The sequence below is a fragment of the Corynebacterium sp. HMSC073D01 genome, from assembly GCF_001815555.1.
In the GTDB taxonomy this organism is placed as follows: domain Bacteria; phylum Actinomycetota; class Actinomycetes; order Mycobacteriales; family Mycobacteriaceae; genus Corynebacterium; species Corynebacterium glucuronolyticum.
This window is the reverse complement of sequence record NZ_KV821030.1, coordinates 1-26,979: the sequence shown is the minus strand read 5'-3', so window position 1 is coordinate 26,979 and position 26,979 is coordinate 1. Positions and strand designations below refer to the sequence as shown.

Below are 26,979 nucleotides of genomic sequence, written 5' to 3'. Positions count from 1 at the left end.
TATGAAATATTTTTCTATTGTGCCCTTGGTCACACCTTGTACCCGGCGGGCGTCGACTGGTGTGAGGCATCTCCACACCACATTGGCAAACGTGTCTCTGCTTCCACAGGCACACTGGCATGGATTCCCTCGCATAGGGAATAATCTCAGCGAGGTAACCGTTGTTGTAGATACATAGAGTGGCGACTCGCGGTGACTCCAATCAACCTGGTGAGACCGAAACGGGGATCTTCGTTTATGACAGAGCGAGGGCTGACACACCTCATGGTTTGGCTCCTCACTGTACGGCCCCCCACCGGGCTGTGCGGGGCACTTCGAGACTGATGCCACCGTGGTGTAGCTTATGGCTACACACAAAGAGACGTACACGCATGTGGGCTCGCACGCTACGGGCACATTGTGTTGTGGAGGAGATGGAAAGGAATAGCTCATGGCCGATAAAGAACGCTCCATGTACGAGCTTGAATATCCAGCACCGGAGGTGTCCGGCGCACACGAATCCACTGTCACAATGATTGTCGCTCTTCAAGGCTATGCCGATGCCGGGCATGCTGTGGAAGCCGCTGCAGACCACCTGCTCGCCGCACTCGACAATCGACTCGTCGCATCCTTCAACAACGACGAGCTCATCGATTATCGTTCTCGGCGACCAACTGTCACCTTGCGGGACTCGCACATCGACCGAGTAGACAAGCTTGAATTGGGTCTCCGCGTCCTGCGGGATGTCGAAGGACACCCGTTCCTGCTCCTGTCTGGTCCCGAGCCGGATCTTAGGTGGGACGGCTTCTCCCAGGCCGTCGCAGATCTGGCGGAGAAGTACGGAGTAGACAAAACGATCTGCCTATACTCAGCTCCCATGGCGGTTCCGCACACGCGGCCGATGGTCGTATCCGCACACGGCAATTTCCCAGCGTTGAAGAACAAACACATCTTCTTTGACTCCATCGTCCACCTGCCCGGTTCTGCGCAGTTGACGATCGAATCTGTGCTGCAAAGGCGCGGAAAGAAAACGGGTGGGTACACAGCAATGGTGCCGAACTACGTTTCCGGTTCCTTTTACCCCGAGGCAACCCTCAACCTCCTCCGTGCCGTAGAGGACATCGCGAACGTGAAGCTCCCCCTCCACGTCCTGGAGAGGGACGCAGAAAAGGTGGAAGAACAGCTGTACCAGCAGACCGCCGAGAACGGGGAGATTCAACAAGTAGTTGGACTTCTCGAGCAACAGTACGACGAGCGGTTAGCGGAATTCCAAGAAGCACACCCGGGCATGGCACTGCCGGGCGAAGCCGCAATCCCAACCTCGGAAGAGCTCGGTGAGGAGTTTGAACGATTCCTCGCTTCCGTGTCCGATCGGGAAACTCCGCCACAGCCCGGCGCGCTTCCGCCCCGTGCCTCTGAAAACACGCAGGAGCCGTCAGCACAGAGGACCGATGCCCCGGGCACAACCGACCCACGGGAAGCACTGCGCTCTTTCACCGAGGAAACGGCTGTTTATCCGGAGCACCACGAACGAAAAACGGACGAGGATAGGGAGACCGAGGAGGGCGTCGACAAGCCAGAAGGCTCTCCCTCTGCCGACGACGAGACTGACGACCACCAGTAGCGGAACAACCGCTGGACAGGTGTCACCGTGCGTGGGCCTGCCCAAGTACTCTGGAAACCATCCGGGGTGGCGCACTGTTCGCACGCCCTCGGATGGATAGCCAGTCGACTGCATGATGAGAAAGGACGTCCCCGGTGAATCTCTCCCAGATGCTCCCCGACCTCGAAGAGGTCCCCGAATCGCTTGTCGACGAGGCGACGTTCGACTCGTTCCTCCACTACGTCCGCTCCAAGGGGATCGAGCTGTACCCCGCCCAAGAAGAAGCAGCGCTGGGCATTCTGGCCGGGGACAACGTCATTCTGTCCACCCCCACCGGCTCCGGCAAATCGATGGTGGCAAACGCCGCTCACTTCATCGCTCTGGCGCGCGGTCAACGTTCCTTTTACACGGCCCCGATTAAGGCGCTTGTCAGCGAAAAATTTTTCTCCTTGTGCTCCATGTTCGGTCCAGAAAACGTCGGCATGATGACAGGTGATGCCACTGTTAATGGCAAGGCACCCATCATCTGTGCAACCGCGGAAATTGTCGCCAACATCGCTCTCAGAGATGGTGCTGAAGCCGATATTGACCAGGTCATCATGGACGAGTTCCACTACTACGCCGATCCTCAACGTGGGTGGGCATGGCAAGTACCACTGCTCGAGCTCCCCAAGGCTCAGTTCCTTCTCATGAGCGCCACTCTTGGTGATACCACCGCTTTGCGAGAAGATCTGACTGAGCGCACCGGAAGGGACACCAACGAGGTGACAGGTTCCGAACGGCCTGTTCCGCTTGAATTCCACTATGTGTACACACCCGTCCAGGAAACGGTGGAAAATCTTCTGGAGTCCGGCACCGTGCCGGTGTACATCGTGCACTTCACTCAGAGAGAAGCCCTTGAACAGGCTCAGGCGCTGACGAGCATTAATGTTTGCAACAAAGAGGAGAAGGAACGCATCGCCGCAGAGATCGGCTCGTTCCGTTTCACCACCAAATTTGGCAAAACACTCTCCCGCCTCCTGCGCAAGGGCATCGGTGTCCACCATGCAGGCATGCTACCCAAGTACAGGCGACTGGTGGAACGGCTGTCCCAGTCGGGATTGCTCAAAGTGATCTGCGGGACGGATACGCTGGGCGTAGGCATTAACGTCCCCATTCGAACTGTCTTATTCACAGGTCTCGTTAAATACGACGGTTTCCGCAGTCGAGTGCTCAAATCCCGCGAATTCCATCAGATCGCCGGACGCGCAGGCCGTGCTGGATTTGACACCTTGGGCACCGTCATCATTGAAGCCCCAGAACACGAAATTGAGAACTACAAACTTCGCAAGCGAGCGGGACAAGACGAAAAGAAACTCAAGAAACTGCGCAAAGCGAAGGTAAAGAAGGGCGAGGTAACGTGGAGCGATGAGACCTTTGACAAGCTCACCACCGCCGCCCCTGAGCAGCTAACAAGCCAGTTCAGAGTCAGTACCTCTATGATCATCAACGTGCTGGCCCGCACGGGAGACACCTTCGAGCACTTTCGCCACCTGTTGCGCACATCGCATAACACGCGTAAGCAGCAGAACCGGGATATTCTCACCGCAATCGAGCTGTACCGCGGGCTTGTCGAGGCGGGAGTCGTGTCCACGGATAACGGCGTGGAGCTGACCGAGGACATGCCCCGCGACTTCGCCCTCAACCAGCCTCTCGGACAGTTCGCCCTCGCTGCGCTAGAGCTATTGGATCCGGAGTCCCCCACCTTCACCCTGGATGTGATCAGCGTATTCGAATCCATTCTGGAAAATCCCCGTAATCTTCTTCGGGCTCAGCAACGCGTAGAGCGCAGTGAGGAGAACGCTGCTCTCAAGGACGAGGGTGTTGATTACAACGAGAGACGCGCCATCCTCGATGAGGTCACCTGGCCGCAACCCCTGGGAGAGCTTCTCACCCAGGCCTATGAAACGTACGCCGCAGGGCACCCGTGGGTTCACGAATACGAGCTCACGCCAAAGACTGTGGTGCGCTACATGATTGAACACGGCCTCACCTTCTCTGATCTCGTAGCCGAGTTCGGGATTTCCCGTTCGGAGGGAGAGGTACTTCGCTACCTCACTGATGCCTGGCGAACACTCAAACAGTCCGTTCCTGAGGCCTATTACACCGACGACCTCGATGACGTTGTCGTATGGCTAGGCGAGATCATCCAGCAGGTAGATTCGTCGCTTATCGACGAATGGGCACAAATGGCAGACCCGGATGCGCCTGTGTCAGAAGATACAGTGGAAAAGCAGCTGGCCTTTGGAGTCACCGATCCCAACGCGCTCACTGCGAACCGACGCGCGTTCACAATTATGGTGCGCAATTACTTCTTCCACGTGGTTGAACTTTTCGCCCTGGAGAAGGAGGAAACACTCGATGAGCTCATTGACTATCTGGATGACAAACCTGACATCTCCCTCGCACTCGACGACTACTTTGATGACTACGACGACGTAGACCTCACCACTGCCGCCCGTGGCAAGGAGTATTTCCGTGTGGAAGAGGACGGCCGTTCGTGGCATGTGCGACAGATAATTAAAGACCCGGAAGACGATCGATCGTTCGCTTTCGTGGGAACCGTCGATCTCGATGCATCCGATGCTGAGGGAGAGGTCCGGCTCAGTTCCCTAGTCATCGAACAGAATTAGGAAGATAGCATATGACCAACAACTCCAGCCCGCAGAATTCTCCCAGCATGGACGAGGAGACCGTAGCCTTTGCCTCCAAAATATTCAACCTTGCCCGTTCCACGACACCAGAGGATGCGGAGCTTCTCCTCGAATATGTGCGCGCGGGTGTACCCGTCGATCTCACCAACGAGGACGGTAATACACTCCTCATGCTGTCCGCGTACAGCGGTAATCGCGCGGCGGTTCGCGGCCTCATTGATCTCGGCGCCGATGTTAACAGGCTCAACAAGCGAAACCAGTCCATTATTGCTGGCGCCCTGTTCAAAGGCGAAGACGCTATCGTCACGGACCTAAAAAAGGCCGGTGCACACCTTGACCTCGGTCACCCGACGGCGAGGGAGACAGCTGCCATGTTTGGGCGCGCTCACCTGCTTGAAGCAGATGATGCCTAGACGCACGTCGGCCAACCACCGTTAGCCGCCGCGTCCGCTCGTGCACCGGCGGATTGACGTACCTGACCTGCCCCCCTTCCAGCTACCTGCCATTATGGTATAACCAAACGAGGCTCGTCCACAGAGCAAAACGATGAGCCGATTTTTATATTGGAAGGGATCCGAATCGTGGCAAAGATGCTTGTGACCATGCTTGTACTCAACTGCGTGGGAATGGTGGCACCCGGACCGGATATCTTTCTTGTCCTCCGCTTAGCGGTTCGCTCCCGATCGCGTGCACTGGCTGCAGCCGTTGGCATCACCATCGGAAATATCATCTGGGTGACGATCACCGTCGCGGGCATTGCAGCAATCCTCGTCACGCACCCTTCGTTCATGGTGGTCGTTCAGGGTCTGGGCGGACTTTGGCTCCTTTACCTCGGTTTCAAAACAGCGCACGCCGGGTTGCGCGAGTGGAAAAACAGAAATAACGATCTTCGGCTACTAAACGAGGGCGATGGTGAAGCCAATCGCTCCATCATGCAGGCCGTGCGCGTCGGTCTGTTCACCAACCTTTCCAATCCCAAGTTTCTGCTCATTCTCCTTTCCCTTTTCGCCCCGCTCGTTCCGCCAGATCCTTCTCTCGCCGTATCGCTCTCCATCATTGCTGTAATGTCACTATCCACGCTTGTGTTCTTCTCTCTCCTCGCAGTGGTTGTTTCTACGCCGGCGATTCAGCAACGGCTACTCAAAGCTGGCTCGTACATAGACATGGTGTCCGGTACTATCTTCGCTATCGTCGGCGCGACGTTCCTTTACGAGGCGGCGGTTCAGTTGCTTTCCGCGCGCTAGTTCTCTGCCATCATCGCCTCCCCCTCAAAGTTTCTTCCGCGAATAGCTGTCAAGTAAGGCAATACTAGGTTCCACCCCCATTACCCAGCGACTAGCAGGTCACGTCTCAAAAATTAATTAGCTTATCCGCTTATAGGCACTGTCACACAAATCTTTGACCTGGAGTTTTCCAAATTTGTTCGTCGTGGAAACATTTCGCAATACTTTTATCTAGAAAAATTTCCACTTTAGGCCAATTTCCGCCTTATTTATCAAGCAAATTACACACCCACAGTAGATTGCCAGACTCTTTCACGCATCCTCACAACATCGAACTACGTGCAGTTTCTAGCCCTAAGGCCCGGCGCTACCACGCACGTGCCAAGCGCTAACGAGAAATAAATTTTTCACCACTTAAGCAACCTAACGGCAGGGTGTGACATAACTCACCTCCAAGTTTTTACCCCCGCTGGCCTGCACTTATATTTTTCAATAAGAATTTTTTTAAGTTTGGTCTGTGATTAGTTTGGTTAGGACGGCCAGCGATAGGTTATTGTATGGGTATGAGTAACAAAGACTACAAACCTACTCTGGCCCAAATCCGCACTTTCGTTACTATTGCGGAAAACAAGCATTTCGGCGCAGCGGCAAATAAGCTGAATATTTCCCAACCGTCTCTCAGCCAGGCACTCGTTGCACTGGAAAACGGTCTAGGAATCCAGCTCATTGAGCGCTCTACTCGACGCGTGCTTGTCACCCCGGTTGGAGAGGCTCTTCTTCCCTACGCAAAGCAGACGCTTGAAGCTGCCGACGCGTTCTACAATCATGCGCGGGGCGCGGACGGTTCTCTGACCGGCCCGCTAACTATCGGGATTATCCCGACAGTGGCTCCGTACATCCTCCCCAACGCGCTCACCGCGCTCAAAGAAGAGTACCCCGAGCTTAAGCCACGAATCGTCGAGGATCAGACGAACCACCTTATCGACTCCCTGCGCGACGGACACATTGACGTCAACCTTATGGCCCTGCCATCGCATACCTCCGGCCTCATTGACATCCCGCTGTACGAGGAGCCTTTTGTTCTCGTCGTTCCGAAGGACAGCGACCTAGCCGGTGCCAAGAATCTCAAGATCACAGCTCTCAACGATACGGAACTTTTGCTTCTCGACGATGGGCACTGCCTCCGCGACCAGATCATCGATCTCTGCCGAGCTGCCGATGTCAAGCCAGGTGTGTACAGCCGGGTTACCCGCGCTGCCAGCCTCACTACCGTCGTCCAGTGTGTCGCCAATGGCATGGGCTCTACGCTTCTCCCCGTTTCGGCCCTCCACTCGGAGATTCACCGCCCGGGCCTGGCTTTCGCCACCTTCGATCCGGAAGCAGGCGCACGTCGCACTATCGGCCTTGTTCACCGTTCATCTAGCTCGCGCACAGCAGAAATTGAGCAGCTGGGTACTGTGTTCAAGAACGCCTACGACTCGGTCCCGGAAAAGGACCTATAGGAGGGCATTCGGACTGTAGTCTTCAGGCTCAGGCCGGTTCTTCGGCACATTAGCCCCTCGCCCGGTGTGTTACCTTTTAGTAGCACACCGGCTTTATTTTGTCTCGTACTTGGTACGTCCCTGTACCACCACCTAGAATGTTCGGCGACATGACTAACTCATCGACGTCCAAGAAATCTCTGTACGCCCGCCTCGCCAGTGTCCGCATCCAGGATGAAAGGCGCTTTCGCGCACGGCTGAAAAAAGCTCGCACCGACCGTGCGCTCGAGGCTATTGAAAAGGACCTCACTCACGCGGAGAAGAGAATCGCGGGGGTCACCTCACGCATTCCCACGGTAACGTACCCGCCGGAGCTACCGGTGAGTCGACGAGTTGACGATATCGCCGCTGCGATTCGCGATAATCAAGTAGTAATCATTGCCGGCGAAACCGGTTCCGGCAAAACAACCCAAATCCCTAAAATTTGTCTCGAAATCGGGCGCGGTCGCCGCGGAATGATTGGCCATACCCAGCCCCGGAGGCTCGCTGCCCGTACAGTAGCAGAGCGAATTGCAGAGGAGGTTGGACAGAACATCGGGGAGTCTGTCGGCTATGCAATCCGCTTCGATGACAAAGTGGGCCCCCACACCGCCGTAAAAATTATGACCGACGGCATCCTGCTCGCTGAAATGCAGCGTGATCGGTTCCTCAACGCCTACGACACCATCATCATCGACGAGGCACACGAACGGTCGCTCAACATTGACTTCATCCTGGGCTACCTCAAAAGGCTCCTGCCCAAGCGCCCGGACCTCAAGGTGATTATCACATCAGCCACCATCGATCCGGAACGCTTCGCCCGCCACTTCGCGGATCGTAGCGGAAGACCCGCGCCGATCATCGAAGTTTCCGGACGAACCTACCCCGTGGAAATCCGTTACCGTCCGCTCGTAGAGATTCACGGCGATAAGGAGGTAGCCATCGATGAGCTCGATGGGTTACTCGCTGCTCTAGAGGAACTCATGCAGGAGGGGCCAGGAGACATCCTCTGCTTCTTTGCCGGAGAGCGAGACATCCGGGACGCGCTCGATGCTATCTCGGCCAGGAAGTTTAAAAACGTCGAGGTAACTCCCCTATTCGGCAGGCTTTCCAACGCAGAGCAGCACCGTGTCTTCTCCCCTCACCGAGGCCGCCGTATCGTATTAGCTACAAATATCGCCGAGACGTCTCTGACGGTTCCGGGCATCCACTATGTTGTGGATACCGGACTGGCCCGAATTTCTCGCTACTCCAACCGGACCAAGGTGCAACGCTTGCCGATTGAACCAATCAGTCAGGCATCCGCCAACCAGCGCTCTGGTCGATGCGGACGTGTAGCCAACGGCATCGCGATCCGGCTCTATTCGGAGGAAGACTTCGCGTCCCGGCCCGAATTTACGGATCCAGAAATCCACCGAACAAATCTGGCAAGCGTCATTCTCCAGATGGCACTGCTCAGACTCGGCGACATCCGCGACTTCCCGTTTGTTCAATCCCCAGATGAAAAGTCGATTCGCAACGGTATCCAGCTCCTCCTCGAGCTCGGTGCTATTAATGAGCAAAAGCCGGGGGACGAATCTCCTCGCCTCACCGCCGTTGGCCGACAAATCGCTCGTATCCCCGTGGATCCCCGCCTGGCCCGGATGCTCATTGAAGCTGAAAAAATGCATGTACTCGCCCCTGTTACCATCATTGTCGCAGCACTCACACTGCAGGATGTTCGTGAACGTCCGCTGGACAAGCAACAGCAAGCTGACCAGATGCACTCTCGATTCAAGGACAAGGGATCGGACCTCATGGGATACCTGGCGTTATGGGCCTACCTGTGTTCACTTCGATCCAGGCTCTCCGGTAACCAATTTCGTAAACGCCTGCAACGCGAATACCTGCACTACATGCGCTCTCGCGAGTGGCGAGATCTCATCCGCCAACTTGTCAGCGTGTACGAGGACTTGTACTGGAACGTGGACACAAACGCGCTGTGGTGCGAAGACATCCCAGACCTCACTGCACCTCCGAATCTAGGATGTGGCGAAGGGTCACGGCAGAGTAAAAAGGCCGCAGCTGGTGCTGCTCCCCTGTCGCCTGTGGACGCAGCGCACGCTTACTTCACGGATTCCGATTCCATTCACAAGGCACTGCTCAGTGGTTTGCTTTCACACATCGGTGTGAGGAAAGGCGATTCCAAGGAGTTTTCCGGCGCACGAGGCACATCTTTCCTCATTTTCCCCGGCTCGGGGCTGGCAAAGAAGCCTCCGGAATTCATCATGGCTGCTGAACTCGTTGACACATCCCGCCTGTGGGCACGTGGCGTCGCAGCCATCAATCCGGAGTGGGTGGAGGGTTTGGCTCCACACCTTCTCAAGCGGACGTATTCGGAACCGACCTGGTCTAAGAAGCGTTCAGCGGCGATGGTACACGAGAAGACCCTTGTGTACGGAGTTCCGATTATCGCTGACCGCCTCGTGCAGTACGGTGCCGTCGATGAGGAAGCTGCACGGGACATGTTTATTCGTCATGCACTGGTTCAGGGAGAATGGATCACGCACCACCGCTTCTTCCACGAAAACCAGGATAAGTTGGAACAGGTGCGGGATCTGGAGGAAAAGGCTCGTCGTCGCGATATCACCGTGGACGATGACACCCTATTTGCCTTTTATGATCGGATTTTGCCCAGCCACATCACGTCAGAGATCCGCTTTAACCACTGGTGGAAGAGGCGAAAGCAGAAAAGCCCCCACCTGTTGGATTTCGACATTGACAAGCTCATCAACCCCGAAGCCGATACGGTGGCCGAGGAGAGTTTCCCAGATGCCTGGCGTCAGGGATCGCTCGAGTTTGAGCTGTCCTACCACTTCGAGCCCGGGTCTCCCTTTGACGGTGTGACGGTGCGGATTCCACTTCCTCTTCTTGCTACTGTCGATCCGGAACCATTCACCTGGCAGGTGCACGGCCTGCGCCTGGAACTAGTTACTGAGCTCATCCGGTGCTTGCCCAAGCAGTATCGCAGACTCCTCGTACCGGCCCCTGATTACGCCGCTAAAGTCTTGCCACGGTTGATTCCCTACGAGGGAACACTCGTGGAGCAGCTTACCTCCATTTTCCGCTCCCTCGGACTGCGCAACCTGGAGGAAACTGACTTCAATCTCGGCTCCTTGCCTCCTCATGTGCAAGTAACATTCGCGGCCGTAGACAAGCAAGGCACAATCACAGACTCGGACAAGGACCTCCGGGCCTTGCAGAACCGACGTTCGGGTCAGATTCGATCGTCGATAGGCAAAGCTGCCCGATCATCTTCGTCAAGTCTCGTGCAATCATGGTCGAAGGAGAACCTAGGAGATGTGCCGGAAACCGTTGACACAGAAGTCGATGGGCAAACCGTAACTGCATACCCAGCCCTTGTTGCCGATCAAGGTGGCTTCAAGGTGCAGGCAATGCCTACAAAAGCCGCAGCAGAAGCGTCGATGGTACAGGCCACAATGACCATGCTGATCTCCGCAGTGACTATCGGTACCAAGTCCATGCTCAAGGGTCTGCCACTCCAACAAAGGGTAGCCGTTGAAAACTACCCACACGGTGGAGCCGACGGTCTTATCAACGATGCCCGCATCGCGGCGATCCGTGACCTTATGCTCAAACACGGTGGCCCTGTCCGATCACCCGAACAATTCGAAGAGCTTAAGACAAAGGTAAAGGCCGAGGTGCCTTCGTATGTTCGGCAAACGGTGACAGCACTTGCTCCGGCGCTTTACGAATATGAGGCTCTCCGTGAGGAACTTACCCATTGGGACGGACCTGCTATTGATGACATTCGGAAACAACTCGACATCATCGTTCCGAAGAACGCTGTGTCCACCTTCGGGATTCAGAGGCTCACACATCTCCAGCGCTACATTCAAGCTGCACGAATCCGACTCGACGATCTCGAGGCCGACCCCCAAAAAGACGAACAACGGCAGGACATTATTGACCGGCTCGCCGGCCAGCTCTCTTCAAAGCTCAATCGGCTTCCGAAGTCAGCCCGGCACAGCAAAAAGGTGAAGGATATCATCTGGCTCATCCAGGAACTTCGAGTGAGCCTATTCGCGCAACGTCTTGGCACGGCGACGAAAGTATCGGAAAAGAAGATCTCTAAACAAATCACCGCGCTCTAGCTGCACATTAGAGCCGATTTTCCCGTCTTTCGTCGCGCCTCAGCGCCCGGATTTCCTTCTCGAAATCGTCTGCCGAGTCGAATGACTTATAAACAGAAGCGAAGCGAAGATAGGCAACCTCGTCGAGATCCCTCAACGGACGCAGAATAGCCTTGCCGATATCGTTTGCCGGTATCTGCGAGGATCCTTTCTGCCGCACGGTCAGCTCCACTTCTTGAGCGAGCTTCTTCAACGAATCCTCCGACACAGACCTTCCCTGGCAGGCACGACGAACTCCGCGAATGACTTTGTCCCTGCTAAAAGGCTCCGTCAGTCCGTTGCGTTTAAGGACGAGCAGCACTGCCTGCTCCATTGTCGTAAAACGCCCTTTACACTGCGGGCATTCCCTCCGGCGCCTGATGGCACTCCCCTGATCTACCACCCGTGAGTCAATGACTCTGCTGGTGGAGCATTTACAAAACGGACAATGCATAGCTCTCCTCATCGCGTGTACTAAACCACGAGCAGCCACTCCACTGCTGTGCCCCTCAGTTTAGCCAAGCAACGGGGAAGCCCCCATCGATGCGGGCTATTGCGCAACGAGGGCCGTTTCGAGTTGCGCGATGTCATTGTTAGGGGTCTGCTCCCCAGATCCGATGAAAAGCGAGCCTATAAGTACGAGACCGAAAAGAAGCCCAATACCCATATCCCTCATCTTTGCTGTGAGCGACGACACCGAAGACGTATGTGCACCCACCGTATTTTCGTTCGATGATTTGTGCGTGCGTGCCGTTTCTTCATCCGCTCGTGCGAATGTTCGATGTTCGCCATGTAAAGTTCGAACAGTGTGGCCACTGCGACGCACCCCTACTGGCGTACCGCCATTCCACACAGCAACCGGGCACGCCACCTCGCGGCGGTACTCAACCATCCCGTTCGCGCCCTTTAATCCACTGGTAACAATAGCCATAGTAAACCTTCCTTACGCTTTCTTCTCTGTGCGGGCCCTACTTTACATATCGACACACACACGCTTCGCTAGGTTTCGAACACATGCCCCATATTAGAACATGTGGTCGTCCTTGTAAAGACTCGTTCGCGCCGTCCGAACTGCCCACCCCCGTTCCCCTCTCGAACACCTGTTGTATCTTTGCTAGACTAAGAACTCGATAATGGACATCACCGAACGCAACGGTCGATCCATAATCACACCGGCAATTGCAAGACGCGGGTAAGGAAGAATATGGCAACAAGGAAGAAGCGCGCAGAGCACGCTAGCGGGAAGAAACATCTTGACCAGCGAGTGCTATCAGACCGCCAAAAGCGCATTATGGAGGTAATTAGGGATTCCGTCGCCCTCCGTGGATATCCGCCGAGTATTCGCGAGATTGGTGATGCCACTGGACTCCAGTCCACGTCATCGGTTGCCTACCAGCTGAAGGAGCTCGAGAAGAAGGGTTTCCTTAAACGCGATCCGAATAAACCCCGTGCCGTAGATGTCCGTCACCTCCGCGAAACCGCACCCGAGAAATCCAAAGTTTCTATCGACGAGGACGGTGTACTCAAGGAAGGCTTCGTTGCACCGGCATACATCCCTGTTGTAGGGACCATTTCCGCCGGTCTCCCCGTTCTCGCCGAGGAGACGATTGAGGAATATATGCCTCTACCATCAGAACTCGTAGGTGATGGCGAACTTTTCATGCTGGAAGTTAACGGGCGCTCGATGAAGGACGCCGGAATCATGGATGGCGATTGGGTCATTTGCAAAAGGCAGTCCATCGCAGAAAAGGGCGACTTTGTAGCCGCGCTCATCGACGGCGAAGCGACGGTGAAGGAATTCCACAAGGACTCGACGGGCGTGTGGCTTCTGCCCTACAACGAAAGCTTTGACCCGATTCCCGGCAATGACGCAGAGATTCTCGGCATTGTAACCGCCGTTTTCCGTAGCTACTAAAATCTTCCGCACCGTCCAGCCGAGTTTTTCATCGACTGGACGGTTTTTCTTTGCCCCATTCCCCTCTCCCCCACATGAGGGTAAGAGGCATGCCCGCATAGACATCTAACCATTTTTGTTTGCCCATTCGAAATCTTCTTACGACGCTTAATTTCGCACTACAGAGGGGTTCCTCAAATTTAGGGCAGGCTTCTGGCACTGCCCATCTTCGCCACGAATTACCAAACACGCATGCCCGAACGTAAGCAATCCCACAAATTTAATGCCACAATAGTGTTGGTTTTGATTAGGAGACACCGTATCAATGCCCGATTGCTGCTGATTTGCGGTGAGTAATCCTCTGTATTTCGCAAAGCGTGGCACAAAACAGACCGGGTACGCCCTTAAGGGGTTTACTGCAGGGCCGAGCTAGGAATGGAGTGACCGACAAGTGTATGCAGAAGAACGTAGGCGACAGATCACCTCGCTGACCGCGGTCGAAGGTCGCGTGAACGTAACCGAGCTTGCAGAAAGGTTTAACGTCACTGCCGAGACAATCCGTAGGGATCTCGCTGTCCTCAATCAGGAGGGTGCCGTTCACCGCGTTCACGGTGGCGCGGTTGCTAGCCAGAATTACCAGACCACGGAACGAAGCGTAGACATCCGCGCACGCAGCGCTTCGGGAGCAAAGCACGAGATTGCCAAGGCGGCACTGAAGTTCCTCCCTGAACCACAAGGAGGAATGTTCCTTGATGCGGGAACCACAGTCATGCAACTGGCCCACATGCTCGCAGAGCACCCGGACGCTAAGAAGTGGTCCATCGTTACTAATTGTCTGTCTATTGCACTCGATCTTGCCTCTGCCGGATTGGACGAGGTCCAGCTGCTTGGTGGCAGCGTTCGAGCCATCACCCAGGCTGTAGTCGGCGATACGGCACTGCGCGCTCTGGCGCTCATGCGGGCAGATGTCGCTTTTATCGGCACCAACGCGCTGACCTTGGACCACGGACTGTCCACAGCCGATAGCCAGGAGGCTGCGGTGAAGAGAGCAATGATCACCAACGCCCGCACCGTTGTCGCTCTGTGCGACTCCACCAAGATGGGCTCCGACTACCTTGTCTCTTTTGCCTCCCTTGATGACATCGACGTTGTCATCACCGATACCGGAGCACCTCAGAGTTTCGTAGACGCGATGCGAGAACGCTCCATCAACGTCATTATCGCAGACGCTTAAACATCAACGCACAAGCCGAGGGAAGCCACATTCCCTCGGCTTTTCTTCGCACCCCTCAACCTTTGCCCGTTTTCACACATTTTGCACGTGTCCTAAGTCTCATTATTCATGCACACCTTCTAATCCACACATGTGCGCGTTACAGTGTAAGCACAGGTCGTTAACCACTTTGTAGACTGCTACATTCCGGGTACACCCCAGAGGAATTTCCCACCTCTCACGATGTCCGGTTTCCCTCAGTTTTCAAGTGGGATCGCAAAGATCGCACCAAGTGAAGTCGATAGGACAACACCAGATCAGGCTCTGCTTCACGCTGGGTGGTGTGGCGCATGTTAGGAAGGAGGAGACGCATGAGGTTTTCAGAACGCCAAGAGCTCATTGAAACTTCGCTCGCTCGAGACGGCCATGTCAGCGTTCCAGCGCTTGCAAAGGCGTGTGGCGTTGCCCCCGAGACGGCGAGACGAGATTTAGCCAAGTTGGAAAAAATGGGTCTCGTACGCCGAGTGCACGGCGGAGCAATACCGCCGACACATGAGGGAAGTGAGCCCGATAGTTACACAGCAAACCTTGTTCAGGTCGCTGCGCCAAGCTACCGCGAAGAAACCGCGTACTCCGATAAGACACAGCAGCACGTGCCGGAAAAATCGGCTATCGCTCGTGCAGCACTGGAGCTGATCCCCTCGGGGCCGTGTTCCATCACAATTGACGCCGGGACTACTACCGCTGCCCTCGCAGCAGCTCTACGCCATTCGTCACCGGACAAAGGGTCCACGTTTGTGACTAATTCTATGCCGGTCGCTGAGATTCTTTCTGGTGGCGGGCTTACCGGTGTCAACGTCGTCGGTGGCAACGTTCGGCCGTATACACGGGCAATCGTTGGCGAGGCGGCCGCGCGCCACTTTTACTCACTACGAGCAGATATCGCCTTCATCGCTGCAAATGGCGTGACTCCCTCCCACGGCTTTTCTACACCGGATCCAACGGAGGCTGCCGTTAAGAGCGCCATCGCTCGCTCGGCAAAGAAGACGGTTGCCCTTGTTGATTCTTCCAAGATCGGACGCGACTTTCTTGTCACCTTCGCCCAGTTGACCACGGTTGACGCGATCGTGACGGATATTCACGCGCCACGGGAATTTCTAGAAACCTGTTTCCAATACAACATAAAGGTTGTTACTGCATGATTGTTACTGTGACGGCTAACCCGTCAATTGACCAAACGCTGTATCTTCCAGGTTTCCTGGAAAGAGACTCTGTCCACCGCCTCACGGGCCACGAGTCCGTTGCCGGTGGCAAGGGCATCAACGTATCGGTCGCGCTGCACAAGGCGGATGTGCCAACCAAGGCCATTTTCCCAGCGCACGCCGACGATTATTTCATCGGTTTGTTAAATCGTACCGGTGTTCCCCAGCGTCGCGTAGACATCGCTGGCCAGGTACGCACAAACGTGACGTTGTGTGAACCCGATGGAACGACGACGAAGCTGAATGAGGGTGGCGCGGAGCTGTCTGCAGACGAGCGCGCTGCTTTCGAACACGCCATTCTGGAGGAGGCCCGCGAAGCAGACATCGTCGTCTTCGCAGGATCGCTGCCACCTGGTCTGCCGACCGATTGGTACGCGCACATGGTGCGTGTTCTCCGCCGGGAGACTCCCAAGGTGCTCATCTGCGTCGATACCTCAGATCGGCCACTGCAGGAACTGGCAGCCTCGTTCCCGGAGACATCCCCGGATCTTATTAAGCCGAATGCTTTCGAGCTTGGGCAGATCCTCGGCATCGACGGCAACGCACTGGAGACTGCTGGTAAGAACGGTTCCTACGGCCCCGTTATCGAGGCAGCGAACACGCTTCAGGCCAAGGGCGTTCAGCTAGCCCTGATCACTCTCGGGGCCGCCGGCGCTCTGCTTGTGTCGCCCGAGGGCTCGTTCCTCGCCACTCCCCCTCCGACCGATCCAGTTTCCACAGTGGGCGCTGGCGATAGCTCCCTTGCTGGATTCCTGCGTGCCCGCCACTTGGGAAAGCCGATGGTGGAGAGTGCGGCGATGGCTGTCGCCTACGGTTCCGCAGCGACAGCACTGCCGGGAACAACGATTCCCGCTCCCGACCAGATCAATCTGGAGCAGACCGCAGCCCGCGCGCTGTAATCGTAAAACGTATAGACATCATTTCATCGTGCACCCTCTGGATGCACGGTCACTGAATCGAAGGAATCGACTGACTAATGGAGACAAAGATTATTAACCCCTCCTTGGTGAGGTTGGACGCCGATCTCGGCTCCACGCCTGACGAGGTTATTTCGGGGCTCGCTGCCGTCGTCACGGATGCCGGCCGCTCAACCAGCGTCGACGAGCTTGCTGCGGCTGCACATGCCCGCGAGGCCAAGTCCCACACCGGCGTGCCCGGCGGTGTGGCAATCCCCCACTGCCGCTGTGCGGCGGTTACCGAGCCAACCCTCGGCTTTGCTCGCCTCAAGGACCCGGTGGACTTCGGTGCACCGGATGGCCCCGCAGATCTTACGTTCCTTATCGCTGCCCCAGAGGGCGGCGGACGCGAACACCTGAAGATTCTGTCCACGCTCGCCCGTGCGCTGGTGAACAAGGAGTTCGTGGCCAGCCTCCGCGCCGCTGGCTCTGACGAGGAAGTCGTTGCCCTCATCACAGAGGTGCTGAACAACCCGCCGAAAAAGAAAAAGAAGAAGCCGGCTTCCACGGAGGCCACAGCGGCTGGTGCTGGTGCTGCAGCGGCAGCCGCCGCCCCCGCTGAGAAGCAGGAGGACGCAGCCGCACCCGTGACCCGTATCGTGGCTATTACCGCGTGCCCCACGGGTATCGCCCACACGTACATGGCTGCCGACTCGCTGACCAACACCGTCGACGAGATGGACGGCGTGGAGCTCACCGTCGAGACGCAGGGTTCGTCCGCTGTGACGCCGATGGATCCCGAGGTTATTGCCGCTGCTGACGCCGTGATCTTCGCTACCGACGTGGGAGTGAAGGATCGCGAGCGCTTTGCGGGGAAGCCCGTTATTGAGTCCGGCGTGAAGCGCGCCATCAATGAGCCCCGCGTCATGATTGAAGAGGCCATTGCGGCCAGCAAGGATCCGAACGCACACCGCGTTTCCGGAAATGCCGGTGCAGCCAAGGCGGAGGCGGCCGATTCCGGTTCGTCGCTGAGCTGGCCGAAGCGCATCCAGCAGGCCATCATGACCGGTGTGAGCTACATGGTTCCGTTCGTCGCGGCGGGCGGTTTGCTCCTGGCCCTTGGCTTCCTGTTCGGTGGTTACGATATGGCCAATGCGTGGGAGACTATCGTGAAGGACTACTCCATCACGAACCTCCCGGGTCACGACATCACTGTCGATGGTGAGGTGATAAACCTGACCAAGGCCGGGTTTAGCCTGTACCTCGGTGCCGTCCTCTTCGCTACGGGACAAATGGCCATGGGCTTCATCGTGGCGGCGCTGTCTGGTTACACCGCGTTTGCTATCGCTGGCCGCCCAGGCATCGCGCCTGGCTTTGTCGGTGGTGCGATTTCTGTACTCCTCGGCGCCGGCTTCATCGGTGGCCTGGTTACCGGTGTTCTCGCCGGTTTTGTGGCGTGGTGGATCGGTTCGTGGAAGGTTCACCGCGTCATCGCGTCGCTCATGCCTGTGGTGATCATTCCGCTTCTCACATCCCTCATCGTCGGCCTTGCAATGTTCTTCCTCCTCGGCGCTCCGCTCGCCGGGATCATGAACGGCCTGACCAACTGGCTGAACTCCATGACGGGTACGTCGGCTGTCCTGCTCGGCATTATTCTCGGCCTCATGATGTGTTTCGACCTCGGTGGCCCGGTGAATAAGGCTGCGTACCTGTTCGGTACTGCGGGGCTGTCCGCTGGTGACGAGGCTTCGCTAAAGATCATGGCTGCAGTCATGGCTGCCGGCATGGTTCCGCCCATCGCACTGTCCATCGCCACGTTCGTCCGCCCGCGCGTGTTCACTCCGGCGGAGCAGGAGAACGGCAAGTCTTCTTGGCTGCTGGGTCTGTCCTTCGTTTCCGAGGGCGCGATCCCGTTCGCCGCGGCTGATCCGCTGCGCGTCATCCCGTCCATGATGGTAGGTGGCGCAGTGACCGGTGCGCTGTCGATGCTCTTTGGAGCGGGCTCCCGCGCCCCACACGGTGGTGTGTTCGTCCTCTTCGCCATCGAACCGAAGATCGGCTGGTTGATTTCCATTATCGCTGGTGTCATCGTCTCCGCTGCAGCCGTTGTACTGCTGAAGATGGTCTGGCCGCAGAAGATCGTGGAGAAGCAGGCCGAGGCAGCAAAGGCTGAGGCTCACGCCTAGCTTCCGCCCTCTTTCCCACCCCGCAGTTCATCCGAGCTGCGGGGTTTCTTTTGTGGGATTTACGTCACAGCGGTGCCCGGTTTCGCACAAAGCGGTCACGGTTGGGCCATTCTCGGGTACGATGTAGCGTAATAAAAGAACACGTGGCTTTTGCCGGGTTTTCGTTTGCTCACGTACCAGCCACGCTGCACTATTACCCAACTTGAAAGGATCTCTAGCATGGCTTCTAAGACTGTTAAGGTCGGTTCCTCCGTCGGACTTCACGCTCGCCCGGCTACCATCATCGCCGAGGCTGCCAGCAACTACGACGAGGACATCGAGCTCCTCATTGTCGGCGCTGACGAGGACGACGAGGCCGACGCTGCCTCCAGTCTCTCCATCATGGCTATGGGCGCTGAGCACGGCGACGAGGTTACTGTGACCTCCGACAACGCAGAGGCTGTTGAGGCCATCGCCGCTCTCATCGAGAAGGATCTCGATGCCGAGTAATCTTTCCTAGATAAAAAGCACCAGCTTTTCGCTGGTGCTTTTTGCTTGTCGACGCTTCCTACCGGGCGTAGATGTTCGTCCCCTCGCCGACGTGCTCGTAGAGCCATTTCATGATCGGGAACAGGATAATGATTCCTGCCGAGCCCCACGCGATTCCCTGCAGCTCAATGCCGAAGATCGTGAGTGTCAGGTTGCCGATTCCGGCGACGAGCGCGACGGCAGCTGCTGTGAGGTTGACGGGGTTGTTGAAGTTCACGTTGTTGTCCTGCCAGATGCGGATGCCCAGCATGCCGATGAGCCCGTACAGGACAAGCGTCGCGCCACCGAGCACACCGGTGGGAATGGTGAAGATGAGCGCCCCGAACTTGGGGATGAAGGCCAGCGCGATCGCCGTCAGCGCTGCCACCCAGTATGCGGCTGTGGAGTAGACCTTCGTCGCAGCCATGACACCGACATTTTCGGCGTAGGTCGTCGTACCGGAGCCGCCGAAGCAGCCAGCGAAGGTCGTTGCCACACCGTCGGCAAGCAGTGCGTCGCCCGCCAGATCATCCATGTCCTGGCCTGTCATGGCGGAGACGGCTTTCACGTGACCGACATTTTCGGCAATGAGCACGATGATGACGGGCAGGGTTACGAAGATAACTGCGGGGTGAAACTCCGGCGTGTGGAACGTCGGCAGGCCAATCCACGGAGCTGCGGCGATTGCTTCCTCTGCGCCTTCCGAGAGGTTTCCTGTCAGCGCCGCGAAAACCCACCCGATGACCACGCCGATGAGAATACCGAGGCGGGAGACCATTCCACGGCCAGCCACGGTGCAGATCAGAATGGAAAACAGGGTTACCGAGGCAACCAGCGGTGAGCTAGCAAAGTTCGTTGCCGCTGTCGGTGCCAGGTTGAGCCCGATCAGCGCCACGATAGCGCCAGTAACGGTCGGCGGCATGACGGCATCGAGGACCTTCTTGCCTGCGGCCTTGACGATGAGCCCCACAACGATGAGCAAGACACCGGTAACCACCACGCCACCCAGCCGGGCGGACATGGACTCCCCCGCCGTCGCCGTCAGTGGCGCGATAAAGGCGAAGGAGCTTCCAAGGTAGGAAGGAAGACGGTTGCGGGTAATGAGCAGGAAGATAATCGTGCCCAGCCCGGAGAACAAGAGCGTCGTGTTGACGGGGAATCCGGTCAGCGTGGGCACGAGCAGCGTCGCCCCGAACATGGCGATGACATGCTGCATCCCGATACCAATGGTCCGTGGCCATGACAGCCTTTCTTCCGGCGCGACCACGCCGCCTGGTTCGATATGCCTGCCGTCTCCGTGGACGGTCCAGCCCCAATTCCAATTCACGAACTCCCATTATCCCAAGTCGCAAGCGGGAAAGGAAACTGAGGGGCCTATTGCGCCACAAATTCGCCGAGCTGGGCGGCCAGCTGCCGGGGGATGCGGGCATCAATCACGGTGCCCTGTTCCGTGTAGCTCTCGCTCAACACGGTTCCTTCCTCGTGCACGCGGGCGACCACATCACCGCGGGAGAAGGGAATGTGGAGCGTCACGTGACTGTCCAACGTGTTGAGGAAGAGCTCGATGCGACTTTCCAGCTCAGCGATGCCTTCCCCGGTGCGCGCGGAAACGAAAGCAACATCATCGAGCGCGTGGCGGAGCTCCGCCAACACGAGCGGATCCGCCTGGTCGATCTTGTTCACGACGATGATCTCCGGAGGCGCCTCCACCACCTCTTCCCGCACGATATCCAGGATGACTCCACGCACGGCTTCGATCTGCTTGAGCGGGAACGGATCCGACCCGTCAACGACATGCAGGATGAGGTCGGCTCCGAGAACTTCCTCGAGGGTTGAACGAAACGCCTCCACGAGCTGCGTGGGCAGGTGGCGGACGAAACCGACGGTGTCGGAGAAGATGATCGACCGGCCGTCGACAAGCTGTGCTCGGCGCGTCGTGGGGTCGAGGGTGGCGAATAGCGCATCCTCGACCAGTACTCCGGCCCCTGTCAGCGCATTGATGAGCGAGGATTTACCGGAGTTGGTGTAACCGGCGATAGCAATCTTCGGGATCGTTGAGCCGCGGCGCCGCATTGCTTTCACGTCACGGGCTTTCTTCATCGACGCGAGTTCCTTGCGCAGCTTGGCCATCTCACTGCGCAGGCGCCGTCGGTCGGCCTCAATCTTCGTCTCGCCCGGACCACGCAGCCCCACACCGCCATTGGACCCGGCACGGCCACCGGCCTGGCGTGACAGCGCACCGCCCCAACCGCGAACGCGCGTGATAAGGTATTCCATCTGCGCCAGGGCCACCTGGGTTTTACCTTCGCGGGACTTGGCGTGCTGGGCGAAAATATCCAGGATGAGCATGGTGCGGTCGATGACCTTGACATCCAGGGCCTTCTCCAGAGCGATCATCTGCCCCGGGGACAGCTCACCATCGCAGACGACGGTATCCGCCTCGTGGGCGTTGATCGCCACTTTTAGCTCGCTGACCTTGCCCTGCCCGATGTAGGTGCCTGGATCGGGCTTGTCGCGCTTTTGGTATAACGTATCCACGACCTCTGAGCCTGCGGTCTCCGCCAGCGCTTTGAGCTCCTCCATCGCCGCGTCGATTTCCGCAGCTGTGCCCTCGGTCCACACCCCGACGAGGACGACGCGTTCGAGGCGGAGCTTTCGGTACTCCACGTCGTAGCCGTCCTCCCGCTCGGTGCGGGTCATATCGGTATGGCTCATCACGCCACGCAGGCGGGAGCGATCCTCCAGATCAAGCTCGCCGACGGACGGCGTATGGGGGCGTGTCAGTGGCTCGGCGCTGTAGCGATCCACGGTCGTGTCCTCGTGGTCGCGGAACACGTCGCGCAGCACGGCATCGTGATCTGGGTTTTTCGTTCCAAAAGTAGAGTCAGTCATTGCGCCCCATTGTTGCACATGACCTTGCAATTCAGTAATTTCGCGTACCGGCTATCGGCAGCGCTGCTCACGTTTGTAAGATGGTGCCCATGACCTCTGACACGACCACAGATCTCTCTTGCATCGGCCTCGACCTGGGTGATTGGCCCAAGACGGTAGAAGCCGCGATCAACAGCGGCACGCTTGCCGTTGTCGGCGAGACCAATGGGGGCCAGTTGGTGCAGTTCAACGACCCGTCTGGTGCACGCATCTCGATCCTCACGTCAGAGCCGTACGCCGTGTTCAGTGGATTTACGGGATCGACCGTGGTCACCGCGCACGTCACGATGGTGAATGACGTGCTTGCTCTCCTCGACGTTGTCAACGATGCGGGCTTCCACATCACCTCTTTGACGGTCAATCTTGCGCAAGGCCCGATCCTCGTCGATTCCGAACCTTTGCAGTTCGAGGGTGTCGAGCTCACCGCGATGGCCATCGATGCGACAGTTTCTCCTGCCACGGACGTCCAGCCACGCCTCCACTCTGCCGGAGCTGAGCTTATCGACGCTGGATCGGGCGCTGCCGTCCCCGACGCCTCCGCCAGTCTTACGACTCCCGTCGTTCGCGCGGATTACCGCACGACGGAGCTCACCGGTCAGAGGTTTATCCACGCCGTCGTCCACGAACCCCTCCCCATGGACATTTGCCTCCCCGACGGCCCCACGCTGCCGAAAAAAGGCGATGTCATTAGCGGCACTGTCATGCTGACCGGATCTGTAGCCCTGCCTGCCTCTGGTGGCTGCGGTGGAGGCTGCGGGGGCGGCGGTTGCGGTTGCGGTGGCGGCAGCTGTGGCGGACACGCGTAGAATCGCAGACGAGCAACGGATGACGAGGGGAAAGGAGGACACCTATGGCAACGGATGAGTCGGCGTCGTACGGCACCCCCTTTTCCCAGCGACCAAGCGTGGTTTTCCCCACTGTTGTGGTTATCATTTGCTGCATTGTTTTATCGCTGTGGCTCAAGGTTCCCGGCCTCATCCTGTCCACCTTCATCCTTTTGGGCACGTTCTTCCTCGTCAACCAGGATCAAAAGTCGACGGAGCGCGATGCTCTCATCATGTCCATTCGCCTGTCCAGCGAGGATATTGAAAACACCTTGGAGCAGTACTCTACGTTCCTCAACGGAACGGACACGGATGCGCTCGCGGATCGCACCCTCCACCGCCCGGAATTGGCGAATCAGGACTCCGAAGACCCCGACATTGAAGCTTTCCACTACACCGCACGGAACTGCGAGCGCTTCCTCAACCGCCTGGATGCCAAGGTGGGTGCGGAAACGTCCCTCGATGAGCTGCGCCGAATCCTCACCGCAACCGACGAGCGCGCCGCCCAGCTAGAGGAACAGTGGCGGGCTGCCCGTCGCGCGGCCTTACGGCTCGGAACGACATCGTCATTCACGGAGTCATCCCCCAGCAGTGACCCGCTCACCGCGTGGAACAAGGCGGGGATCAATACCTCAGGCGGGGGAAGCTGGAATCAAAAATGGTTCCGGCGCAAGCCCAAGCGGGCTGACTAAACCTGCACGCGAAAAACGATCTCCGAGGGGCCCCGTAGGGCCGCTTTTCCGTCTTTCACCGTCACCTGAACTGTGCCTCCCGGAACATGGACGGCGACCGTACCATGAGCTAACCCCGCGTCGGCAAGAGCAGCCACAGCAGTAGCAACCGTACCGGTACCACAGGAGCGAGTCTCGCCTACCCCACGTTCATTGACCCGCATGTACACAGCACCGTCGACAAGCTCCGTCGCGATCTCAACGTTGACCCCTGCGGGAAAGAACTCCGTATCCACCGCGAACCCATCCTGGATCGGGAGAGCCTCCAGCTGGTCCTTCGTCAGCGTCGGGATGATACATGCCAAGTGCGGGTTCCCCACATCGACGCCGAGCCCGGCAAACGTTGTCTGGCCCAGCACACAGGTGGACACACCGGTGACAGAGGCTTCCCCCATTTCCACAGACACATCTGCAGTTCGTTCATCTGCAGCGTGCACCGTCACGTGCTTATCCCCCGCACGCGTACCCACAAGGAAATCCTTTTCTTTTTCCAGGCCAGAGACCACAAGATAGTGTGCAAAGACACGCATGCCGTTTCCGCACATCTCCGCTACCGAACCATCGGCGTTGCGGTAGTCCATAAACCAGTCCGCTGCCGAGCTCGCATTAATATCGCGGGCGCGAACAACCCGCAGCAGCCCGTCGGCACCAATTCCGGCATGGCGATCACACAGCGCGGCAACCTCCTCGGGCGTGGGGTCTAGGCAATTGTCAGTATCGACGAGGATGACAAAGTCATTCTCCGTCCCGTGTCCTTTAAGAACAGTCGCCTCAGCGAACCTAGAAGAAATCATGCACCCAAGTGTAGAGCCTCGCACACACGCTCGGCATCCACCGTCTGCGCGGGAAACCACGTAATCCGCGGATCGCGCTTAAACCAGCTGCGCTGCCTGCGCACATACCGCCGTGTTCCCGTGATGGTGCGCTCCACCGCTTCATCGGGTGACAACAGGCCCGCATCCATATCCAGCACCTGCGCGTAACCGATGGCGCGACCTGCCGTCGACTCACGTGTGAGCCCCTGCTCAACGAGGCTGCGTGTCTCCTCTACCAGCCCAGTGGCAAGCATCTGCCGGGATCGTTTCTCGATGCGCGGATTGAGCCACTCCGTCTCCGTTGCGAGACCAACGACCCGCATGCCCCACCGGGGCGTTGCGCGCCTTGTCGGCATGCTTGCGGCGTACGGACACCCCGTAAGCTCGATGACCTCGAGAGCGCGGACAGTGCGCCGGAGATCGTTTTGCTCAATAATGCGGGCCGCCTCGGGATCCTGGCGGGCGAGCTCCGCGTGCAGAGCCTGCACTCCGATCTCTTCGCCCCGCTTCTCCCACCGTGAGCGGACAGCGGCATCGGTGGGAGGAAACCTCCATGCGTCGACAAGGCTCTGGTAGTACATCATCGACCCACCGACCAGAACAGGACGGACACCGCGACCACGAAGCTCATTAATAGTTTCTTCGGCGACATACTGGTAACGCTGCACCGATGCCTCCTGAGTCACATCCCAGATATCCAACAGGTGGTGGGCAATACCGCGTCGCTCCTCAACCGGCACCTTCGCCGTGCCGATATCCATTCCCCGATACAACTGCATCGAATCCATGTTGACGACCTCCCCGCCCACCAGCTCACACACGTCGAGCGACAGGTCCGACTTTCCCGAGGCCGTAGGGCCAACGATGGCCACTGGTTCGCAACTCATACCGACAGTGTAGTAAGCCACGAGTTAGCGCCACGTTTCGTCTGCAATAAACCCCGGACTTTTGACACTGGAAACGGTAAACTTGGAAAAAGATAACGGGTGATACCACCCGGGTCGAATGTATTTGGCAGCCGTGTTGCGCGGCACTACGTAGCCGCCAGTGGCGGTAGAAGGGCATGGACACACCATGACGACGCAGAACCTCAATCCCAACGACCCCCGGACCGCAGATGCCACCGCGCCCGCACCGCGTCCCACCCCGAAGCCCGGCCCACGGCCGAAACCCCGCCCCGCGCCCTCGCGTAAACCGGTAGCAACTCTTACGTCCACAGCCTCGTTCGCCCTCGTCGGTGCCCCCACCATTCCGGTTGCCTCCACAAACCCCGGTGCCTACGGTCGCTCCGACGACAACGGAACTATCTTCCGTACCACCGCCGTCGGAGAGGTCGAAGTGGGCTCCTGGCAAGCCGGCGATCCGACCCAGGGACTCGTCCACTTCGCGCAACGATTCGACGACCTGCGCACCGAGGTTCTCGTCCTAGGAAACCGCCTCGAAGCGCACCCCGAAGAGGCCTCCACCATCGCTAACCAAGCACGCGCCATCGCGGACCGGCTGCCCAGCGAGCAGGTCGTAGGCGACCTCGACGCCGTCAGCTCCTACCTCGATTTCCTCATCACAGCCACTGAATCCGCACACGCGGAAGCGAAAAAGGCTAAGGAAGAACGTTCAGAGAAGGCCATCGCCCGCAAAGAAGAGCTCATTGCCGAGGCCGAATCCATCGCCGCCGACTCCACCGAGTGGAAGGCCGCCGGCGACCGACTCAAGGCCATCCTCGAGGAATGGAAGACGATCCGCGGAATCGACCGCAAAACCGACGACGCTCTATGGAAGCGTTACGCCCGCGCTCGCGACTCCTTCCGTCGCCGTCGCGGAAGCCACTTCGCTGAGCTCGACCGCAACCGTGCAGCTGCCAAGAAAATCAAGGAAGAACTCGTCGAACGCGCCGAGGCGCTGCAGGATTCCACTGATTGGGGCGAAACTGCAGGCAAATACCGCGAATTGATGAAGGAATGGAAGGCCGCCGGTCGCGCGCCTCGCGATGCCGACAATAAGCTCTGGGCCCGCTTCCGCGCCGCCCAAGATGTCTTCTTTGGAAACCGCGATTCCGTCACCCGCGAACGCGACCAGGAATTCGAGGCCAACGCTACCGCCAAGCAGACGCTCATCGACGAATACGATCCGCTGATCCAACCCGACAAGGATCTCGCAGGTGCACGCGAAAAACTCCACGAGCTACAAGACAAGTGGGAAGAAATCGGTTACGTCCCGCGCAACCGCATCCGCGAATTTGAGCAGAAGATTGCCGCCCTTGAATCCCGCGTGTCTAACGCCGCCGACGATCAGTGGCGACGCACCGACCCTGCCGCTCAGGCCCGCGCTGACCAGTTCTCGCGAAAGGTGGAAGAGCTGAACCAGCAGGCTGCAGCCGCCGAGGCCAAGGGCAAGACTGCCAAGGCTGAGGAACTGCGCGCCCAGGCAGCCCAGTGGCAGGAATGGGCCGACACAGCAAGCCACGCCGTCGAAGACCGCTAAGCGATTCTTGTAATTTCGGGGGTGGTGTACCCCCGTTTCGTGGTGCGCT

The 26,979-nt window shown here is 58.0% G+C and carries 21 protein-coding genes; 15 read left to right on the top strand and 6 right to left on the bottom strand.

Translation table 11 applies throughout. The annotated features are described in order from the left end of the window. The first annotated feature begins 430 nt into the window (after window positions 1-430). The 6 genes from HMPREF3044_RS03965 to hrpA all read left to right on the top strand — a co-directional run bounded on the left by HMPREF3044_RS03965 (window position 431) and on the right by hrpA (window position 11,172). Window positions 431-1,603: a PAC2 family protein gene (locus tag HMPREF3044_RS03965; protein WP_005389792.1), complete on the top strand. Its 1,173-nt coding sequence runs from the start codon at window positions 431-433 to the stop codon at window positions 1,601-1,603. A 149-nt stretch (window positions 1,604-1,752) separates the two neighbouring features. Further along, the gene (locus HMPREF3044_RS03960) at window positions 1,753-4,254 is read left to right on the top strand and encodes a DEAD/DEAH box helicase (RefSeq protein ID WP_070739532.1); all 2,502 of its coding nucleotides are present in this window, start codon (window positions 1,753-1,755) and stop codon (window positions 4,252-4,254) included. Window positions 4,255-4,265: 11 nt separating this feature from the next. Then, window positions 4,266-4,688 carry an ankyrin repeat domain-containing protein gene (locus HMPREF3044_RS03955; protein ID WP_005389788.1) on the top strand — a complete coding sequence of 141 codons (423 nt, stop codon included), beginning with the start codon at window positions 4,266-4,268 and terminating at the stop codon, window positions 4,686-4,688. A gap of 177 nt (window positions 4,689-4,865) precedes the next feature. Then, window positions 4,866-5,519 (top strand): LysE family translocator, encoded by a 654-nt coding sequence (locus HMPREF3044_RS03950; protein WP_070739529.1) that lies wholly within the window; start codon window positions 4,866-4,868, stop codon window positions 5,517-5,519. Between the two features lie 542 nt (window positions 5,520-6,061). Further along, window positions 6,062-7,000, top strand: coding sequence for a hydrogen peroxide-inducible genes activator (locus tag HMPREF3044_RS03945; RefSeq protein WP_231286044.1), 939 nt, complete (start codon window positions 6,062-6,064; stop codon window positions 6,998-7,000). 149 nt (window positions 7,001-7,149) lie between these two features. Next, a complete protein-coding gene (gene hrpA, locus HMPREF3044_RS03940; RefSeq protein ID WP_168167233.1) occupies window positions 7,150-11,172 on the top strand; it encodes an ATP-dependent RNA helicase HrpA in 4,023 nt (1,340 codons plus the stop codon). Window positions 11,173-11,179: 7 nt separating this feature from the next. Here hrpA and nrdR read toward each other — a convergent pair whose 3' ends face one another. Together nrdR and HMPREF3044_RS03930 are read right to left on the bottom strand one after the other, a co-directional pair. After that, the gene (gene nrdR / locus HMPREF3044_RS03935; protein ID WP_034989021.1) at window positions 11,180-11,644 is read right to left on the bottom strand and encodes a transcriptional regulator NrdR; all 465 of its coding nucleotides are present in this window, start codon (window positions 11,642-11,644) and stop codon (window positions 11,180-11,182) included. A gap of 96 nt (window positions 11,645-11,740) precedes the next feature. After that, window positions 11,741-12,121, bottom strand: coding sequence for a hypothetical protein (locus HMPREF3044_RS03930; RefSeq protein WP_070739497.1), 381 nt, complete (start codon window positions 12,119-12,121; stop codon window positions 11,741-11,743). Window positions 12,122-12,394: 273 nt separating this feature from the next. On the opposite strand from HMPREF3044_RS03930, the gene lexA reads away from it, so the two are divergent. The 6 genes from lexA (at window position 12,395) to HMPREF3044_RS03900 (ending at window position 19,130) form a co-directional block, all read left to right on the top strand. Next, window positions 12,395-13,105, top strand: coding sequence for a transcriptional repressor LexA (lexA, locus tag HMPREF3044_RS03925; protein WP_005389778.1), 711 nt, complete (start codon window positions 12,395-12,397; stop codon window positions 13,103-13,105). Between the two features lie 430 nt (window positions 13,106-13,535). Further along, window positions 13,536-14,318, top strand: a complete 783-nt coding sequence (locus HMPREF3044_RS03920) for a DeoR/GlpR family DNA-binding transcription regulator (RefSeq protein WP_005389776.1) — start codon at window positions 13,536-13,538, stop codon at window positions 14,316-14,318. Between the two features lie 350 nt (window positions 14,319-14,668). Then, on the top strand, window positions 14,669-15,499 hold the full coding sequence (locus HMPREF3044_RS03915; RefSeq protein ID WP_005389775.1) for a DeoR/GlpR family DNA-binding transcription regulator: 831 nt from the start codon (window positions 14,669-14,671) through the stop codon (window positions 15,497-15,499). Beyond that, complete coding sequence (locus HMPREF3044_RS03910) at window positions 15,496-16,458, top strand: 1-phosphofructokinase family hexose kinase (RefSeq protein ID WP_005389773.1); 963 nt, start codon at window positions 15,496-15,498, stop codon at window positions 16,456-16,458. The genes HMPREF3044_RS03915 and HMPREF3044_RS03910 overlap by 4 nt, the downstream gene beginning before the upstream one ends. A 77-nt stretch (window positions 16,459-16,535) precedes the next feature. Beyond that, complete coding sequence (locus HMPREF3044_RS03905) at window positions 16,536-18,641, top strand: PTS fructose transporter subunit IIABC (RefSeq protein WP_005389772.1); 2,106 nt, start codon at window positions 16,536-16,538, stop codon at window positions 18,639-18,641. Between the two features lie 219 nt (window positions 18,642-18,860). Beyond that, entirely contained in the window at window positions 18,861-19,130 is a 270-nt protein-coding gene (locus tag HMPREF3044_RS03900) for an HPr family phosphocarrier protein (protein WP_005389770.1), read from the top strand. Between the two features lie 58 nt (window positions 19,131-19,188). On the opposite strand, the gene HMPREF3044_RS03895 is transcribed toward HMPREF3044_RS03900, so the two are convergent. Beyond that, window positions 19,189-20,475 carry a uracil-xanthine permease family protein gene (locus tag HMPREF3044_RS03895; RefSeq protein ID WP_005394171.1) on the bottom strand — a complete coding sequence of 429 codons (1,287 nt, stop codon included), beginning with the start codon at window positions 20,473-20,475 and terminating at the stop codon, window positions 19,189-19,191. A gap of 47 nt (window positions 20,476-20,522) precedes the next feature. After that, entirely contained in the window at window positions 20,523-22,040 is a 1,518-nt protein-coding gene (gene hflX, locus HMPREF3044_RS03890; RefSeq protein WP_070739494.1) for a GTPase HflX, read from the bottom strand. Window positions 22,041-22,120: 80 nt separating this feature from the next. Between hflX and HMPREF3044_RS03885 the strand changes: the two genes are divergently transcribed. Together HMPREF3044_RS03885 and HMPREF3044_RS03880 are read left to right on the top strand one after the other, a co-directional pair. Then, window positions 22,121-22,885, top strand: a complete 765-nt coding sequence (locus HMPREF3044_RS03885) for a hypothetical protein (protein ID WP_070739491.1) — start codon at window positions 22,121-22,123, stop codon at window positions 22,883-22,885. Between the two features lie 44 nt (window positions 22,886-22,929). Beyond that, window positions 22,930-23,595, top strand: a complete 666-nt coding sequence (locus HMPREF3044_RS03880; protein WP_070739488.1) for a hypothetical protein — start codon at window positions 22,930-22,932, stop codon at window positions 23,593-23,595. On the opposite strand, the gene dapF is transcribed toward HMPREF3044_RS03880, so the two are convergent. Continuing rightward, on the bottom strand, window positions 23,592-24,428 hold the full coding sequence (gene dapF / locus HMPREF3044_RS03875; RefSeq protein WP_070739484.1) for a diaminopimelate epimerase: 837 nt from the start codon (window positions 24,426-24,428) through the stop codon (window positions 23,592-23,594). The two genes, HMPREF3044_RS03880 and dapF, sit on opposite strands and share 4 nt — an antisense overlap. Further along, window positions 24,425-25,336, bottom strand: coding sequence for a tRNA (adenosine(37)-N6)-dimethylallyltransferase MiaA (gene miaA, locus HMPREF3044_RS03870; protein ID WP_070739526.1), 912 nt, complete (start codon window positions 25,334-25,336; stop codon window positions 24,425-24,427). The genes dapF and miaA overlap by 4 nt, the downstream gene beginning before the upstream one ends. 187 nt (window positions 25,337-25,523) lie before the next feature. Between miaA and HMPREF3044_RS03865 the strand changes: the two genes are divergently transcribed. Further along, window positions 25,524-26,930 (top strand): DUF349 domain-containing protein, encoded by a 1,407-nt coding sequence (locus HMPREF3044_RS03865; RefSeq protein ID WP_005394179.1) that lies wholly within the window; start codon window positions 25,524-25,526, stop codon window positions 26,928-26,930. The last annotated feature ends 49 nt before the right edge of the window (window positions 26,931-26,979 follow it).